Below are 14,925 nucleotides of genomic sequence, written 5' to 3'. Positions count from 1 at the left end.
CACTACATTTTTAAAATCGTTTTATATTCTGTCTGATTATTTAATACGTTTACTGCTCTCTTGATTTCAGAATTATTTTTAATGTAAAACTGATACAAACCTTCCTGATATTGGTATCTTTTAATCAATTCTTCTTGAATCATGTTTTTAATTTCTTTTTGGTTTTTATCCAATAAAGTACTTTCGCTTTTTTCTAAAGCGGCTAATAATTGTTGATATTCAGGAGCAATTGTTTCATCTATTTTTTCATTTTTAGCTGCAGCTAAAGTATTTCTCAAAGCCACTTCGGTTTCAGTATCAAAAGAGATTTTATTGGTTTTCAGAAATTGCTTGAAAGCGCTATAATCTGCATCTGAGATAGTTGGAATCTTATCTCCCAAATTCGGATTTTTATAATAATAACTGGTTGCGTAATCAAAAACACCATCATTTTTAATTAAAGCGGTTGCAATCGGACTGGTCTTTGTTTCTTCCAGTTCAATATCTGGTAAAACTCCTCCGCCATCATAAACCGTTCTTCCTTTTCTGGTTTTGAAAGCGTTGAAATTCTTAGCATCTGTTTTCTGTGCAACACCATTTTTATCTTTATGGGCGTAATCCAAAGCTTGGATACATCTTCCAGACGGAGTATAATATCTAGAAATGGTTACTTTCAACTGCGTTCCGTAAGTCAGATCAACCGAACGCTGAACCAAACCTTTTCCGAAACTTCTACTTCCTAAAACAACCGCGCGATCTAAATCCTGCAAAGCACCCGAAACAATTTCAGATGCCGATGCACTTCTTCCGTTTACCAAAATCGCTAACGGAATTTGTGTGTCAACTGGCTCTTTTTGTGTTTTATAAGTATTATTATGTTTTTCAATTCGAGATTTGGTTGTTACTATTACTTCATTCTTCGGAACAAACAAATTACAGATATCAATTGCTTCGTTTAATAAACCTCCAGGATTTCCTCTCAAATCTAAAACGATTTGCGTAGCTCCATCAGCTTTTAATTTCTCCAATGCGTCTTTAACCTCTGCTGAAGCTTTTCTGCTAAAATGTGCCAAAACAATATATCCTGTTTTATCATCAATTTTTCCATAGAACGGAACCGATTTGATATCTACTTCATCCAAAACCAAAACGGTAGTATTCGTTTTTCCCTGACGCAGGTATTTGATGTTGATTTTGGTATTTTTTGTTCCTTTCAATAATTGTGAAGCATCGTCTTTAAAATCGGCAATTAAAATGTCACCAATTTGGATAATTTCGTCACCCGCTTTAAGTCCTGCTTTATCGGCAGGATAATTTTTATAAGGTTCGCGAACAATCAAACGGTCCTTTTTTCTAGAAATCAAAGCACCTATTCCAGTATATTCTCCCGTATTGTTGATTTTAAAATTAACAACATCCTGCTCATTAAAATAAACCGTGTACGGATCTAAACTCGCCAACATGCTTTTGATCGCTTTGTCCATCAAATCGCCCGGATTGGTTTCGTCTACGTAATTGGTATTTACTGCTTTAAATAAAGTGGTGAAAATCTCGATCTGTTTGGCAATTTCAAAAAAATCTTCTTTAAAACTGGTTCCAACAAACAACATTCCCGCCGCAGCGACTGGTATAATAAATTTCTTTTTGAAATACGGATACATGATTATTCTTTTTTTCTTCTTTTTAATCTTTTTCTAATAAAATAGGCAAATACAACAAATAAAATGACAAATGGCCAAGCGCTTAATAAGGAAAGCAATAAATCGGACAAACTATAGAATCCAGATTCAATCGCGCTCCAAAGTTTGGAACCGTATGATATTTTAACTCCTTCTTTTTCTGCTATTGTTTTATAAAATTCAATCGTAATTGTGCTGTCAGAAACGCGGCTTTCTAGATATTTCAGTTGCCCTTCTTTGGCTTCAATTTCTTCGCGAATATTCGAAATTTGTTCTTCAATTTCTAAAATCTCACTGACTTTGTTCGCTTTTTTTAAAATTTCAAGATAACGTTCCTCGAGCTTTTTCTTTGTTTTTAATCGAGAAGTTAAATCAATATATTGTTCTGTAACATCTTGTGCAGAGATATTTTTAACTTCAAAATAGGAAACACCTTTTGAAACATCATTTATAAAACGGTCAAAATTCTGACTTGGTACTTTTATAGTAAGATTTCTAAATTGGGTTGCAAAATCTTTTCCTTCAGAATCATTGATAATTCTTGCTTTACTATTAGCAACCGCTTTTTGAATTTGAGCGAAAGCTTTTTCTAAATTATCAGTTTCAAATTTTAAAGTCGCTTCTTTTATGATTTTTTGCTCGATTTGTTGTTTATCTTTTGGAGCTGGTGGAGGTGGTTGCTGTGGAGATGCAACATCATCTTTTCTGTCATAAGCAACACTTTCTGCTTTTGCAGGTATTTTGACAGCAGAAACAATCATGTTGTCTTCATAAGAAGCATCAGCTTTATTGCATCCAGAAAGAATTAAAACAAAAACAACTAAATAGAAAATATGTCGCATAGAATTTCAATTTAGAGCTAAAACTACGATTTTTTTGTCTAAGTTGCTTATTAATCTTACGTTTTGGAATTTACGATTCGATTTTTGTTTCAGAATCTTCCGATTTATTGATTTGAAGTGAGAATTTCTCAAACAACTGAATCATTTTGGTGTTGATTTCTTCGTAAGACAATCGGTCTTTGGTTTGATAAAAAAGCATGATAGAATACGGCTGATCTAGATTATCTAAAAGTAAATGTTTGTTCAATCGATAGGTTTCTCTCAAAACTCTTTTGAAGTAATTTCGATCAACGGCTTTCTTAAAATATTTCTTTGAAACCGAAACACCAATTTTAGTAGTTTCTTCTGAATTTTCTTCCGCTTGACGGTAAACCAAACGAAGCGGATATTTAGATACCGATTTTCCTTCAGAAAACAGTAATCCAATTGTGGTTTTGCTTTTTAAACGCTCGTTTTTAGGGTAAGTAAAGTTCATTTAATTCAGAAAAAATTTGCAAATTTTGCTACAAAGGTACAATTAAACCAGAAAAACGGTTATTGTTTTCAATTTTAATAAGTCTAAAAATATATTTATTACTTTTGCGCATTAATTTTTGAAGCATGGAAAAAATTATATCTTATCCAATATCGGTAATTTACTATTTATTATTTGGTTTGTGTTTGGCTGTTTTTCATCCAATTCAATGGATTTGTTTAAATGTTTTTGGTTACCAAGCTCACAAAAAAAGTGTTGATTATTTAAACTTCTTCCTTCTAAGATGCACCAATCTTGTGGGAACAAGATATACGATCGAAAATAGGGATACAATTCCGAAAGGAGTGCCGATTATTTTTGTGGCAAATCACCAAAGTATGTACGATATCGTGGCAATGATTTGGTATTTTAGACGTTTTCATTGTAAATTTGTAAGTAAGAAGGAGTTAGGAAGCGGAATTCCAAGTGTTTCTTATAACTTGAAACACGGAGGTTCTGTGCTAATAGACCGAAAAGACCCTAAACAAGCGATACCAGTTATCAAAGGCTTGTCTGAATATATCGAAAAAAATACTAGATCTGCCGTTATTTTTCCGGAAGGAACAAGAAGTAAAACGGGTGTTCCAAAAGAATTCGCTCAAAGCGGCTTAAAAATTTTGTGCAAATATGCGCCATCTGCATATGTTGTGCCAGTGAGTATCAATAATTCTTGGAAAATGGTAAAATTTGGTTTTTTTCCTGTTGGTTTAGGAAATCACCTGAAATTTACAGCTCATCCAGCCTTGGCAGTCAAAGATTACAAATTTGAAGAGCTGATGGAGATTACTGAAAAAGCAGTTAAAGAAGGAATAAATGAGTATAAACAGGTTTAAGTTTTAGTCCCGAGCTAAAATGTAAAACCCAAATCTATAAATAAGTAATGTCTATAAAAAACATTAGATTAGAAGTAATGCAGTTTTTGGAAAAAAACGTGGATAGCTTCGTTGAACAGTATTTAATTCCAGTGGAAAAAATTTGGCAACCGTCTGATTTTTTACCAAATTCTGAAGGAGAAAATTTCTTTGAAGAGGTAAAAGAACTACGTGAAATCGCTAAAGAACTTCCATACGATTTCTGGGTTACGCTTGTTGGTGATACAATCACTGAGGAAGCTTTACCTACATATGAGTCTTGGTTAATGGATGTTGAAGGTGTAAACCAAGTAGAAGATGGTGGAAACGGTTGGTCTAAATGGATCCGTCAATGGACCGGAGAAGAAAACCGCCACGGAGATCTTTTGAATAAATACTTGTATTTGTCTGGTCGTGTGAACATGCGTGAAATCGAAATGACAACACAGCATTTGATCAACGACGGTTTTGATATTGGAACTGGATCTGATCCATACAAAAACTTTGTATACACTAGTTTCCAGGAATTAGCAACTTACGTTTCTCACAATAGAGTTTCGCAAATCGCAAAGAAATTTGGCGATAACAAGTTGTCTAAAATGTGTAAAATGATTGCAGGAGACGAAATGCGTCACCACCATGCATACAGCGAATTTGTAACTAGAATTTTCCAAGTAGACCCAAGCGAAATGATGTTGGCGTTTCAATACATGATGAAACAAAAAATCGTGATGCCGGCTCACTTCTTGAGAGAATCTGGACAAAAAATCAGTACTGCTTTTGAGCAATTTTCAGATTCGGCACAGCGTATCGGAGTTTACACAGCTAATGATTACGTAGAAATCATGCAGAAATTAATGAACAAATGGGAAATTGATAAAATTTCTAATTTGACTGACGAAGCAGAAAAAGCGCGTGACTATTTAATGAAACTGCCTGCTCGTATGGCGAAAATCTCTGAAAGGATTGTAATTCCACAAGAATCACACATCTTTAAATGGGTGGAACCTGCGAGATTGTAGATTTCTGATTTTACATTTTTTAAAATTGGAATTTTAAAATTTAAATAAGCAATTTTACCCAAAGTTTGTCCTCCTGAGCGAAGTCGAAGGATCTCATGCTAAATCTTTACTGTGCGTCCTTCGACTTCGCTCAGGAAGACATAAAATGAGAATTGGAGTTTAGAATTTGAGAAAAATAAGCTAAAGCAACAAAGTTGCCTTAATTAAAAAAACATATTGTTGATTGTTGAAGATTTTGAATCTTTGACAATCAACATTTTTTTATAACATAATAAAAAAGCCTTTATGAATGCTTCACAACTGATTATTAAAACCATTGCTTTTGTAAAAGAAAAACTAAATGATGCCGAAGGTGGACACGATTGGTTTCATATTGAACGTGTTTATAAAAATGCACTTCTAATTGCAAAAGATACCGATTGTGATTTGACTGTTGTACAATTAGGCGCTTTATTGCACGATATTGCAGATAGTAAATTTCATAACGGAGATGAAACTATTGGCCCAAAAACAGCAAGAGCGTTTTTAGAGGCTCAAAATGTTTCTGAGGAGATAATTATTCATGTTGTCAATATCATTGAAAATATCTCTTATAAGGGCGGAAATTTCGAAAGAAAGTTCTCTTCGGTCGAATTGGATCTTGTACAAGACGCCGATCGCTTAGATGCAATTGGTGCAATTGGTGTTGCAAGAGCGTTTAATTATGGTGGTTTTAAGAACAGAGCTTTATATAATCCTGAAATTGCTCCTGTAACCAATATGACAAAAGAGGAGTACAAAAAGAACAATGCTCCTACGATAAATCATTTCTACGAAAAGCTTTTATTGCTAAAAGATAAAATGAATACTGCAAAAGGAAAAGAAATTGCCGCCGAAAGACATCGTTTCATGGAATCTTTCCTTGCTCAGTTTTATGCTGAGTGGGAGGGATTGAAGTAAGTTTTCAGTCACAGTCTCAGTTTTTATTTTTTAATGAACGCCTTTCATTGCGAAATAAGTAATAATTGATGCGCAGAAAAATCCTAACGTAAACCATAATAATCGAGCAACTCTATTGTCTCTAATTATTTCTATTTTATTTTCTTGTGTCATTTGAATGAAATTAAAAAACAAAAATAATTGTAGTAAATATACTATTAGGGTAGTTTCGGTTTTTAAAATATCATAATAAGACATTTAACTTTTTTCACTTTGTCGCTATGAACTTTGCAATTTTGTACCCTGAATAATCAAGAACATCCCACAACCAGGTTTTCTGTTACAGTTTTCATCTCCGGCGGAGCGAAATGTTTATAGGATATTTTTCAAAACACCGAATAAAAAAGCCCCAGCGGGGCGACACATCTATCTACAAATATGTCGCCCCGCTGGGGCTTTTTTTATCTTAGCTTTTAATTTCTGTGTGGGAGTGACAAAAATAGGTTTTGCCCCAGTTTTCAGAATTGAATTAGGAATATCCTTAGTGAAACTCTTTTTATGGTATTTTTTAATGTCTTTTAAATATGATTTATAATCTTGATTTTAAAAGACACATGAGTCCAAAAGCACATAGAAAGCCAAATGAAAACCACAATATTCTTGTGATTCTTCTACCTCTTATGATTTCTTTTTTTTCGAATTTTGTCACTTTGATGTAATTTATTTTGCGAAAGTATTTTTAAAAAAAAGTTCTGAAGGCCCTTAAAAGCTTTTAAACCATCAAAAAAGGACTTTTCTAAGTGCAGTTTTCAAAAAAAGCTTCGAAAAGAAATTAAAATCTTTGCGAAGCTTTTTTACTTTATAACTATGAGCCTTTGTTCCTTTGTCTCTTAGATCATGAACATCCACAATCTGTTCCATTGCCACAGTCTTTTTTCTTTTTTGATTTAAAGAAAAACTTTTTGATCAAAAAAGCGATGGCTAATCCTAATATGGTAAAGGCTATAATTTCTTGAAACATAACTTTTTATTTTAAAAGTTGATACGCAATTAATGCGGCAAAATAAGCTAATCCGCTCATGAAAACTAATTGCATAGCAGGCCATTTCCATGAATTGGTTTCTTTTTTAGTAATGGCCAATGTACTGGCGCACTGCATCGCAAAAGCATAAAATAACAATAGCGAAATTCCGGTTGGAAAGTCAAAAACTTTCTCTCCTGTATCAGGACGAACTTCTGCCTGCATTTTGCTTTTTATGGTCGATTCGTTGTCGCTGTCTCCAACGCTGTAAATAGTGGCTAAAGTTCCAACGAAAACTTCACGTGCTGCAAACGAACTGATTAAGGCAATACCAATTTTCCAGTCGTAACCTAAAGGCTGAATAACCGGCTCGATTGCTCTTCCCATCAATCCGATATAAGAATTCTCTAGTTTTTGAGAATTCACTTCGTTTTCAAATTGCGCTTCGTCTAAAGTAGTATTGGCAAATCTTTCTTTTACGATGTTTTCAGCATCATTAAATTCTTTTCCAGGTCCGTAAGAAGCTAGGAACCACAAAATAATAGAAATTGCCAAAATGATTTTTCCGGCTCCGGCGATAAAGGCTTTGGTTTTTTCTACCACATTAATTCCTACGTTCTTGAAAAGCGGCATTTTATAACTTGGCATTTCGACTACGAAATACGTTTTAGATTCTAATTTTAAAACTTTATTCAAAATATAGGCAGACAAAATCGCGGCAAAAAATCCTAGAACATAAAGGCCCATTAAGGTTAATCCCTGTACATTCAAAAATCCGAAAACGCGTTTGCTTGGTACAACAAGCGAAATGATAATCGCATAAACGGGTAATCTTGCCGAACAAGTTGTGAATGGTGTTACTAAGATCGTAATAAGGCGTTCTTTCCAATTCTCAATATTTCGGGTCGCCATAATGGCCGGAATTGCACAAGCTGTTCCAGAAATCAAAGGCACAACGCTTTTTCCAGAAAGTCCAAATCGACGCATGATTTTATCCATTAAGAATACTACACGGCTCATATAACCACTTTCTTCCAAAATCGAAATAAATAAGAACAAAACGGCAATCTGCGGAATGAAAATAACAACTCCGCCAATTCCTGGAATAATTCCTTGCGAAAGCAAATCAGTTAAAATTCCGCTTGGTAATTCTTCGGCAACCCAGCTACTCAAAGAAGCAAAAGTGCTATCAATAAAATCCATCGGAATCGTTGACCAACTGAAAATAGATTGGAAAATCAGGAATAAAATCGCAAAGAAAATCAAATAACCAAAAACCTTATGTGTTAAGATACGATCCAATTTGGCGCGAACATCTTTTGCCATCGAAGCATCGACTTTCAAACCGCCTTTTAAAACATCATTGATAAATTGATATCTTTTAATGGTTTCTTTTTGCTGAAGACGTTTTAATTCTGAATGTGATTTGGTGAATGTGTTTCGAACTTCATTTCGGTCCAAATTAGAAAAATTGACATCTTGCGTAATCACAAGCCATAATTTGTACATCAATTGGTTTGGAAAAGCGTGTTGTAATTTTTCAAAATATTCAGGATCAATTACAGAAGCATTCAAGCAAGGTTCATGCGGAATGGTTTTATAAGAAACAATGAGTTCTTTTAAATAATCAATTCCTAAACCTTTACGAGAACTTACTAAAGCAATTTTTGTTTTTAGTTTTTCTTCTAAATAAGGAATATCCAAAGTAATTCCTTTTCGTTCCATACGATCCGACATATTGATAACTAAAATCGTCGGAATTTCAAGGTCTTTTATTTGAGTATAAATCAGTAAGTTTCGTTTCAGATTTTCAACATCTGTTACAACAACCGCTACGTCGGGATATAATTTGTCGTTTTTATTTAATAAAAGTTCAATAACCACGCTTTCATCCATCGAACTTGCATTCAAACTATACGTTCCAGGTAAATCTAGGATATTGGCTTTTACATTATTGGGTAATTTGCAGAAACCCATTTTTTTCTCCACCGTTATTCCAGGGTAATTTCCAACTTGTTGGTTAAGACCTGTTAACTGATTAAATACAGAAGTTTTTCCGGTATTTGGATTTCCGATAAGGGCAACATTGATATTCTGAACGCTCATTATAAATTGTTTTGTATAAGTTCAACTTCAATTTCACGAGCAGTTTCAATACGAATGGCAACATGCGAACCATTTATGTCTAGATATAAAGGATCACCAAAAGGAGCAACTTGTAGTAATTCAACTAAGCTGCCAGGCAGACAACCCATTTCTAATAATTTAAGTGGAATAAGATCGATATCAAAATCTTTGATAATGGCTTTTTCGCCTTTTTTCAGAGTGTGTATTGTATTTTGCAAGCTTATTTAGATTGAATTTAGATTGCAAAAATAGGTAATTATTCTATATATACAGGCATTTTATGGTTACACAAATGCTAAAACTTTCTAAAAATAAGGCATTTTACTCCTGAGAAAGGAAATCAATGTCGTCTAAAAGACGTTTTATATCTTCTTTATTTGTTCCGTCGTAAAAACCACGAACGCGACGTTTTTGATCGACCAAAACAAAATTCTCTGTATGAACCATATCATAAAGCTGATCTGGTCTTCCTAACTTAACAGCCAAATACGATTTTCTGGCCATACTGTAGATTTCTTTTTTATCGCCGGTAACCAAATTCCATTTGCTGTCTACAACATGATGTTTTATAGCATACTCTTTTAAAACCGAAACGCTGTCAACTTCTGGAAAAACCGTATGAGAAAGCAGCATTACTTTCGGATTGTTTATAACCGCTTTTTGGACATCTTCTAAATTAGTTGTCATTTTTGGGCAAATTGAGCCACAAGTGGTAAAGAAGAAATCGGCTACGTAGATTTTTCCTTCGTAATTTTTCTGTGTAATAGTATCTCCGTTTTGATTTACAAAAGAGAAATCGGCAATCGTGTGGTATTTGCTTTTATATTGAATGGTGCTGTCTACCAATTCAGGATTTACATCAGACGGATTGTAGATTGGAAGCGTCTTTTTAGGTTTTAAAGCCGAGTAAAACAAAGATATCGTAACAGCCGAAAATACTATTAAAACAATAAAGAATTTACGGTACTTATATAAAAGCGATTTCATAAAAATAATTTGGCGCAAAAATACAAAAAGCAGATTTTAAAACCTGACTGCGTTATTTTTTTAACAGGCTTTTGTAACATTTAAAGAAATTACAGACTTATAATTTAGTTTCGAATTTTCATTTTGTGAAATTTATGCTTCTTTCTGACTTTACAGTTAGAATTTTAACATAATTTTCGAAATAATAACAATAAGTTTGTATTTTCCCTTAAACTCTAAATTTTTATGAAAAAACAATTAGCTAAACCTGTGTTTGGTGTTTTATCTGCAATGTTATCCATAACTGCGGTTCAAGCCCAAAATGCTCCAAAAGAACCAGGTATAAATGTATCTTACATGGATACAAAAGTCAGTCCACGTGAAGATTTTTTTAAATATGTAAACGGAACTTGGTTGGATAAAACGGATATTCCAAGCGATAGAACAACCTGGGGAAGTTTTAATGAACTGATCAAAAGAACAGATAAAGATGTAATGGCGGTTTTGAAAGATGCTTCTAAAAACCCAAAATACAAATCGAATACAGATCAGGGAAAAGCAGTTAATTTATTCAATACCTATTTAGATTCTGTTGGAAGAAATAAAAGAGGAATTGAACCTTTAAAACCTTATTTAAAGAAAATCGATGCTATTAAAAATATTGCTGACGTTCAGAAATATTTAGTCGAAATGGAAAAAGAGGGTGGTTCAGGATTTTTCGGAATTTACATCGGTGCTGATGATAAAAACAGTTCTAAAAATTCTATCAATCTTGCTCCGAGCCAATTGGGTCTTCCGGACAAAGATTATTATACTTCTGACGATAAAGATTCTAAAGAAAAACGTGAAAAATATGAATTACACGTTGCAAGAATGCTTCAATTTATTGGAGAATCTCCAGAAAAAGCAAAACAAAGTGCTGCCGAAATTTTAGCTTTAGAAATAGAATTGTCTAAACCAAGATTAACGAGAGTTGAAAGAAGAGATAATCGTTTGCAATACAATCCAATGACAATTGCTGAAATTCAGAAATTGACTCCGGCAATTAAATGGAATGAGTATTTTGCTGGTTTAGGAATCACAAAAGTAAACGAAGTAATTGTTTCTGAGCCTAAATATATGACGGCGCTTCAAACTGTTTTCACAGAAAATAAAGTAAATCAGTGGAAAGAATATTTGAAATGGGATTTATTAAACGGAGCTTCAGGACAATTATCGACAGATATTGACAACGCACGTTTCGATTTTTACAGCAAAACGTTAAGAGGTGCAGTCAAACAGCTTCCTGCTGAAGAAAGAGCACTTAATGTTGTTAACGGAACAGTTGGTGAAGCTTTAGGAAAGTTATACGTAGAAAAATTATTTCCTGCTGAAGCAAAAGAGAAAGCACAAAAAATGATTCAGAATGTAATTTTAGCTTACAAAAACAGAATCAACAGTTTAACTTGGATGTCTCCTGAAACAAAAGTAAAAGCGATTGAGAAATTAAACAAAATCACAATCAAAATCGGATATCCTGACAAATGGAAAGATTACTCTGCTCTAACAATAAAAGGTGTTGCTGAAGGTGGAACTTACTTTGACAACATGAAAAATTTATCAAAATGGGAATTCAAAGAAAGCGTAGAAAAATTGAGCAAACCAGTTGATAAAACAGAATGGGGAATGTCTCCACAAACTGTAAATGCCTATTACAATCCGTCTTACAACGAAATTGTATTCCCAGCTGCAATTTTACAACCGCCTTTCTACAATTACCAAGCAGATGAAGCAGTTAACTACGGTGGAATTGGCGCTGTAATCGGTCACGAGATTTCTCACGGATTTGATGATTCAGGTGCTCGTTACAATGCTGAAGGAAATTTAGTAGACTGGTGGACAGAAAATGATTTAAAACAATTTACAGCTTTAGGAACTGACCTAGCAAATCAATACAGTGCACTTGAGCCATTGCCTGGAGTTCACGTTGATGGTAATTTTACTTTAGGTGAAAATATCGGAGATTTAGGTGGAATTAATGCTGCTTACGATGGTTTACAATTGTACTTAAAAGAAAACGGAAATCCAGGATTAATCGACGGGTTTACACCAGAGCAACGTTTCTTCATTTCTTGGGCTACTGTTTGGAGAACAAAATCAAGAGACGAAGCAATCAAAAATCAAGTAAAAACAGATCCACACTCTCCTGGAATGTACAGAGCTTATGTACCAATTCAGAATGTTGATGCTTTCTACAAAGCTTTCGATATTAAGAAAGGTGATAAAATGTATGTTGAACCAGAAAAACGTGTTAAAATCTGGTAAGATATTGCTTTAGCAATAAAACGGCGCTTGTTTAAGCGCCGTTTTTTTTCTTGAAAAACGTTTGAAGAAAAAGAGATTTTAAGTTAAAATCAATTATTCGAAAAATTTAACATAGAAATAGAAATAATAACAATATGTTTGTAAATACACTAAAACACTAAATAAAAATGATTAAAAAGCTTTCTAAACCTATGTTTTGTGTTGTTTCTGCAATGTTTTCATTAACAGCAGTTCAGGCACAAGATACAAAGCCAAAAGAACCAGGAATTAATATTTCTAACATGGATCCTAAAGTTAGTGCACGTCAGGATTTTTTCCGTTATGTAAACGGTGCCTGGTTAGACAAAACAGAAATTCCAAGTGATCGTAATTCATGGGGAAGTTTTAATGAACTTCGTCAAAAGACAGATAATGATGCGCTAGCTATTTTAAAAGCAGCATCCAAAGATCCAAAGTATAAATCGAATACAGATCAAGGTAAAGCGATTGCTTTATTCAATACTATTTTAGATACTGTTGGTAGAAACAAAAGAGGCGTAACTCCACTTCAACCTTATTTGAAGAAAATTGATGCCATTAAAAATGTTGCGGATCTTCAAAACTATATTACTGAAATGCAGCTTGCAGGAGGTTCTGGTTTCTTTGGCGTTTATGTAGGTGCCGATGCTAAAAACAGTAATAAAAATACGGTGACTTTAAGTCCGGGAACTTTAGGTTTGTCTGATAAGGATTATTACAATTCTGATGATAAAGATTCTAAAGAAAAACGTGAGAAATACGAATTACATATTGCGCGTATGATGCAATATATTGGAGAATCTCCTGCAACAGCAAAAGAAAGTGCCAAAGAGATTTTAGCTTTAGAAGTAGAAATGTCTTCACCAAGACTGGATCGTGTTGAAAGAAGAGACAGAAGAAAACAATACAATCCAACTGCAGTTGCCGATTTGAAAAAGAATACGCCTTCTATTCAATGGGAGAAATATTTCACAGGAATTGGAATGGCTAAAGTAGATACTGTAAATGTTGCACAGCCTCGTTACATGATTGCTTTAGAAAAAACTTTCACTGAAAAGAAAGTAGGCGCTTGGAAAGAGTATTTAAAATGGTCTTTATTAAACAAATCAGCTTCGACTTTAACTACAGATATTGAAAATGCCAACTTTGATTTCTATGGAAAAACCTTAACAGGAGCTTTGAAACAACGTCCTCGTGAAGAAGTAGCTTTACAAGTAATTAATGGAGCAACTGGAGAAGCTTTAGGGAAATTATACGTAGAAAAATTATTTCCTGCTGAAGCAAAAGCAAAGGCAAAAGACATGATTGCCAATGTAATGCTGGCTTATGAAAACAGAATCAATGCTTTGCCATGGATGTCAAAAGAGACTAAAGTTAAAGCAATTGAAAAACTAAACAAATTGACGGTTAAGATTGGATATCCTGACAAATGGAAAGATTATTCAAAACTAGAACTTAAGAATGTCAATGAAGGAGGTACTTATTTTGATAATATGAAAAATTTATCAAAATGGGCCTATGCTGAAAATTTAGCTAAACTAGGAAAACCAGTTGACAAAACAGAGTGGGGAATGTCTCCACAAACGGTGAATGCTTATTTCAATCCTTCTTATAACGAAATTGTATTCCCAGCTGCAATCTTGCAACCACCTTTCTATAATTATCAAGCGGACGAAGCAGTGAATTATGGTGGAATTGGAGCGGTAATCGGACACGAAATCTCTCATGGTTTTGATGATTCTGGCGCACGTTACAATGCAGACGGAAATTTAGTAGACTGGTGGACTCCAGAAGATCTAAAACAATTTACGGCTCTTGGAGCTCAGCTAGCAGCTCAATACAGCGCTTTAGAACCACTTCCTGGAATTTTTGTAGATGGTAAATTTACATTAGGTGAAAATATCGGAGATTTAGGAGGAACTAACGCTGCTTATGATGGTTTGCAGTTGTATTTGAAAAAACACGGAAATCCAGGTTTAATAGATGGATTAACACCAGAACAAAGATTCTTTATTTCTTGGGCTACCGTTTGGAGAACAAAATCTCGTGACGAAGCAATTAAGAGTCAGGTTAAAACAGATCCGCACTCTCCAGGAATGTACAGAGCGGTTGTGCCAATTAAGAACTTAGATTCTTTTTATGAGGCATTCGGAATTAAAAAAGGAGATCCAATGTATTTGGAACCAGAAAAACGAGTTAAAATCTGGTAATCTTATTGTTATAAAACTAAAAACGGCGCTTGATAAAAGCGCCGTTTTTTTATGAATAATAGTTCATTTATTTCAAATGACTGTACATATAAGTTTCAATAGCTTTTAGTTCTTCATCAGACATTGCTTGAGTAATAGCAAAGTTTGTTTTCATAACTTCAAATTGACTCGGGTCGACAATTGGTTCTGCATTTCCTTTTAAGAAAGTTACCATATCTGCGTTTTTGTCTTTGTAGATTTTGGCAATTTCTTTAATGCTTGGTCCAATAACTTTTTGATCGGGCTGATGGCATGCAAAGCAATTTCCAGTTCCTTCAAAAAGTTGTTTTCCTAATGCTTCAGGTGTTTTGGCTGTTGCCGATTCTCCTTCAGAATAAGTTTCGTTTGTCTGATCTGTTTTTTCAGAACCTTCTTTTTTACAAGAGGCAAAAGCTAAAACAGCAGCTAAAAATACTGCTTTATTCATATTTAAAT

General features: G+C 33.9%; 12 protein-coding genes. 5 read left to right on the top strand and 7 right to left on the bottom strand.

Annotation, left to right across the window (positions count from 1 at the left end; translation table 11 throughout):
* Positions 1-2: 2 nt before the first annotated feature.
* The 3 genes from K6T82_RS13250 to rnpA form a co-directional block, all read right to left on the bottom strand.
* Positions 3-1,640 (bottom strand): S41 family peptidase, encoded by a 1,638-nt coding sequence (locus K6T82_RS13250; protein ID WP_223706426.1) that lies wholly within the window; start codon positions 1,638-1,640, stop codon positions 3-5.
* A gap of 2 nt (positions 1,641-1,642) precedes the next feature.
* The gene (locus K6T82_RS13245) at positions 1,643-2,500 is read right to left on the bottom strand and encodes a DUF4349 domain-containing protein (RefSeq protein WP_223706424.1); all 858 of its coding nucleotides are present in this window, start codon (positions 2,498-2,500) and stop codon (positions 1,643-1,645) included.
* A gap of 70 nt (positions 2,501-2,570) precedes the next feature.
* On the bottom strand, positions 2,571-2,975 hold the full coding sequence (gene rnpA / locus K6T82_RS13240) for a ribonuclease P protein component (protein WP_223706422.1): 405 nt from the start codon (positions 2,973-2,975) through the stop codon (positions 2,571-2,573).
* Positions 2,976-3,100: 125 nt separating this feature from the next.
* Here rnpA and K6T82_RS13235 point away from each other — a divergent pair, with 125 nt between their 5' ends.
* From K6T82_RS13235 to K6T82_RS13225, 3 genes are all read left to right on the top strand, one after another.
* Positions 3,101-3,847 (top strand): lysophospholipid acyltransferase family protein, encoded by a 747-nt coding sequence (locus K6T82_RS13235; protein WP_223706419.1) that lies wholly within the window; start codon positions 3,101-3,103, stop codon positions 3,845-3,847.
* Between the two features lie 47 nt (positions 3,848-3,894).
* A complete protein-coding gene (locus K6T82_RS13230) occupies positions 3,895-4,887 on the top strand; it encodes an acyl-ACP desaturase (protein ID WP_223706417.1) in 993 nt (330 codons plus the stop codon).
* A 285-nt stretch (positions 4,888-5,172) separates the two neighbouring features.
* Positions 5,173-5,826, top strand: coding sequence for an HD domain-containing protein (locus tag K6T82_RS13225; RefSeq protein WP_223706414.1), 654 nt, complete (start codon positions 5,173-5,175; stop codon positions 5,824-5,826).
* A 1,006-nt stretch (positions 5,827-6,832) separates the two neighbouring features.
* Here K6T82_RS13225 and feoB read toward each other — a convergent pair.
* From feoB to K6T82_RS13205, 3 genes are all read right to left on the bottom strand, one after another.
* Positions 6,833-8,932, bottom strand: coding sequence for a ferrous iron transport protein B (gene feoB, locus K6T82_RS13215; protein WP_223706410.1), 2,100 nt, complete (start codon positions 8,930-8,932; stop codon positions 6,833-6,835).
* Positions 8,932-9,171, bottom strand: coding sequence for a FeoA family protein (locus tag K6T82_RS13210; RefSeq protein WP_144216515.1), 240 nt, complete (start codon positions 9,169-9,171; stop codon positions 8,932-8,934). The genes feoB and K6T82_RS13210 overlap by 1 nt, the downstream gene beginning before the upstream one ends.
* Positions 9,172-9,274: 103 nt before the next feature.
* Positions 9,275-9,940, bottom strand: a complete 666-nt coding sequence (locus tag K6T82_RS13205) for an SCO family protein (RefSeq protein ID WP_223706408.1) — start codon at positions 9,938-9,940, stop codon at positions 9,275-9,277.
* 225 nt (positions 9,941-10,165) lie between these two features.
* On the opposite strand from K6T82_RS13205, the gene K6T82_RS13200 reads away from it, so the two are divergent.
* Complete coding sequence (locus K6T82_RS13200; RefSeq protein WP_223706406.1) at positions 10,166-12,223, top strand: M13 family metallopeptidase; 2,058 nt, start codon at positions 10,166-10,168, stop codon at positions 12,221-12,223.
* A 167-nt stretch (positions 12,224-12,390) separates the two neighbouring features.
* Positions 12,391-14,451 carry a M13 family metallopeptidase gene (locus K6T82_RS13195; RefSeq protein WP_223706404.1) on the top strand — a complete coding sequence of 687 codons (2,061 nt, stop codon included), beginning with the start codon at positions 12,391-12,393 and terminating at the stop codon, positions 14,449-14,451.
* 67 nt (positions 14,452-14,518) lie between these two features.
* Here K6T82_RS13195 and K6T82_RS13190 read toward each other — a convergent pair whose 3' ends face one another.
* Positions 14,519-14,917, bottom strand: a complete 399-nt coding sequence (locus K6T82_RS13190; protein ID WP_223706402.1) for a c-type cytochrome — start codon at positions 14,915-14,917, stop codon at positions 14,519-14,521.
* Between the last annotated feature and the right edge of the window lie 8 nt (positions 14,918-14,925).

Source organism: Flavobacterium potami (assembly GCF_020026915.1).
Classification (GTDB): domain Bacteria; phylum Bacteroidota; class Bacteroidia; order Flavobacteriales; family Flavobacteriaceae; genus Flavobacterium; species Flavobacterium potami.
Note: the sequence above shows the minus strand (reverse complement) of the source record. Positions and strands in the feature narration are given on the sequence as shown.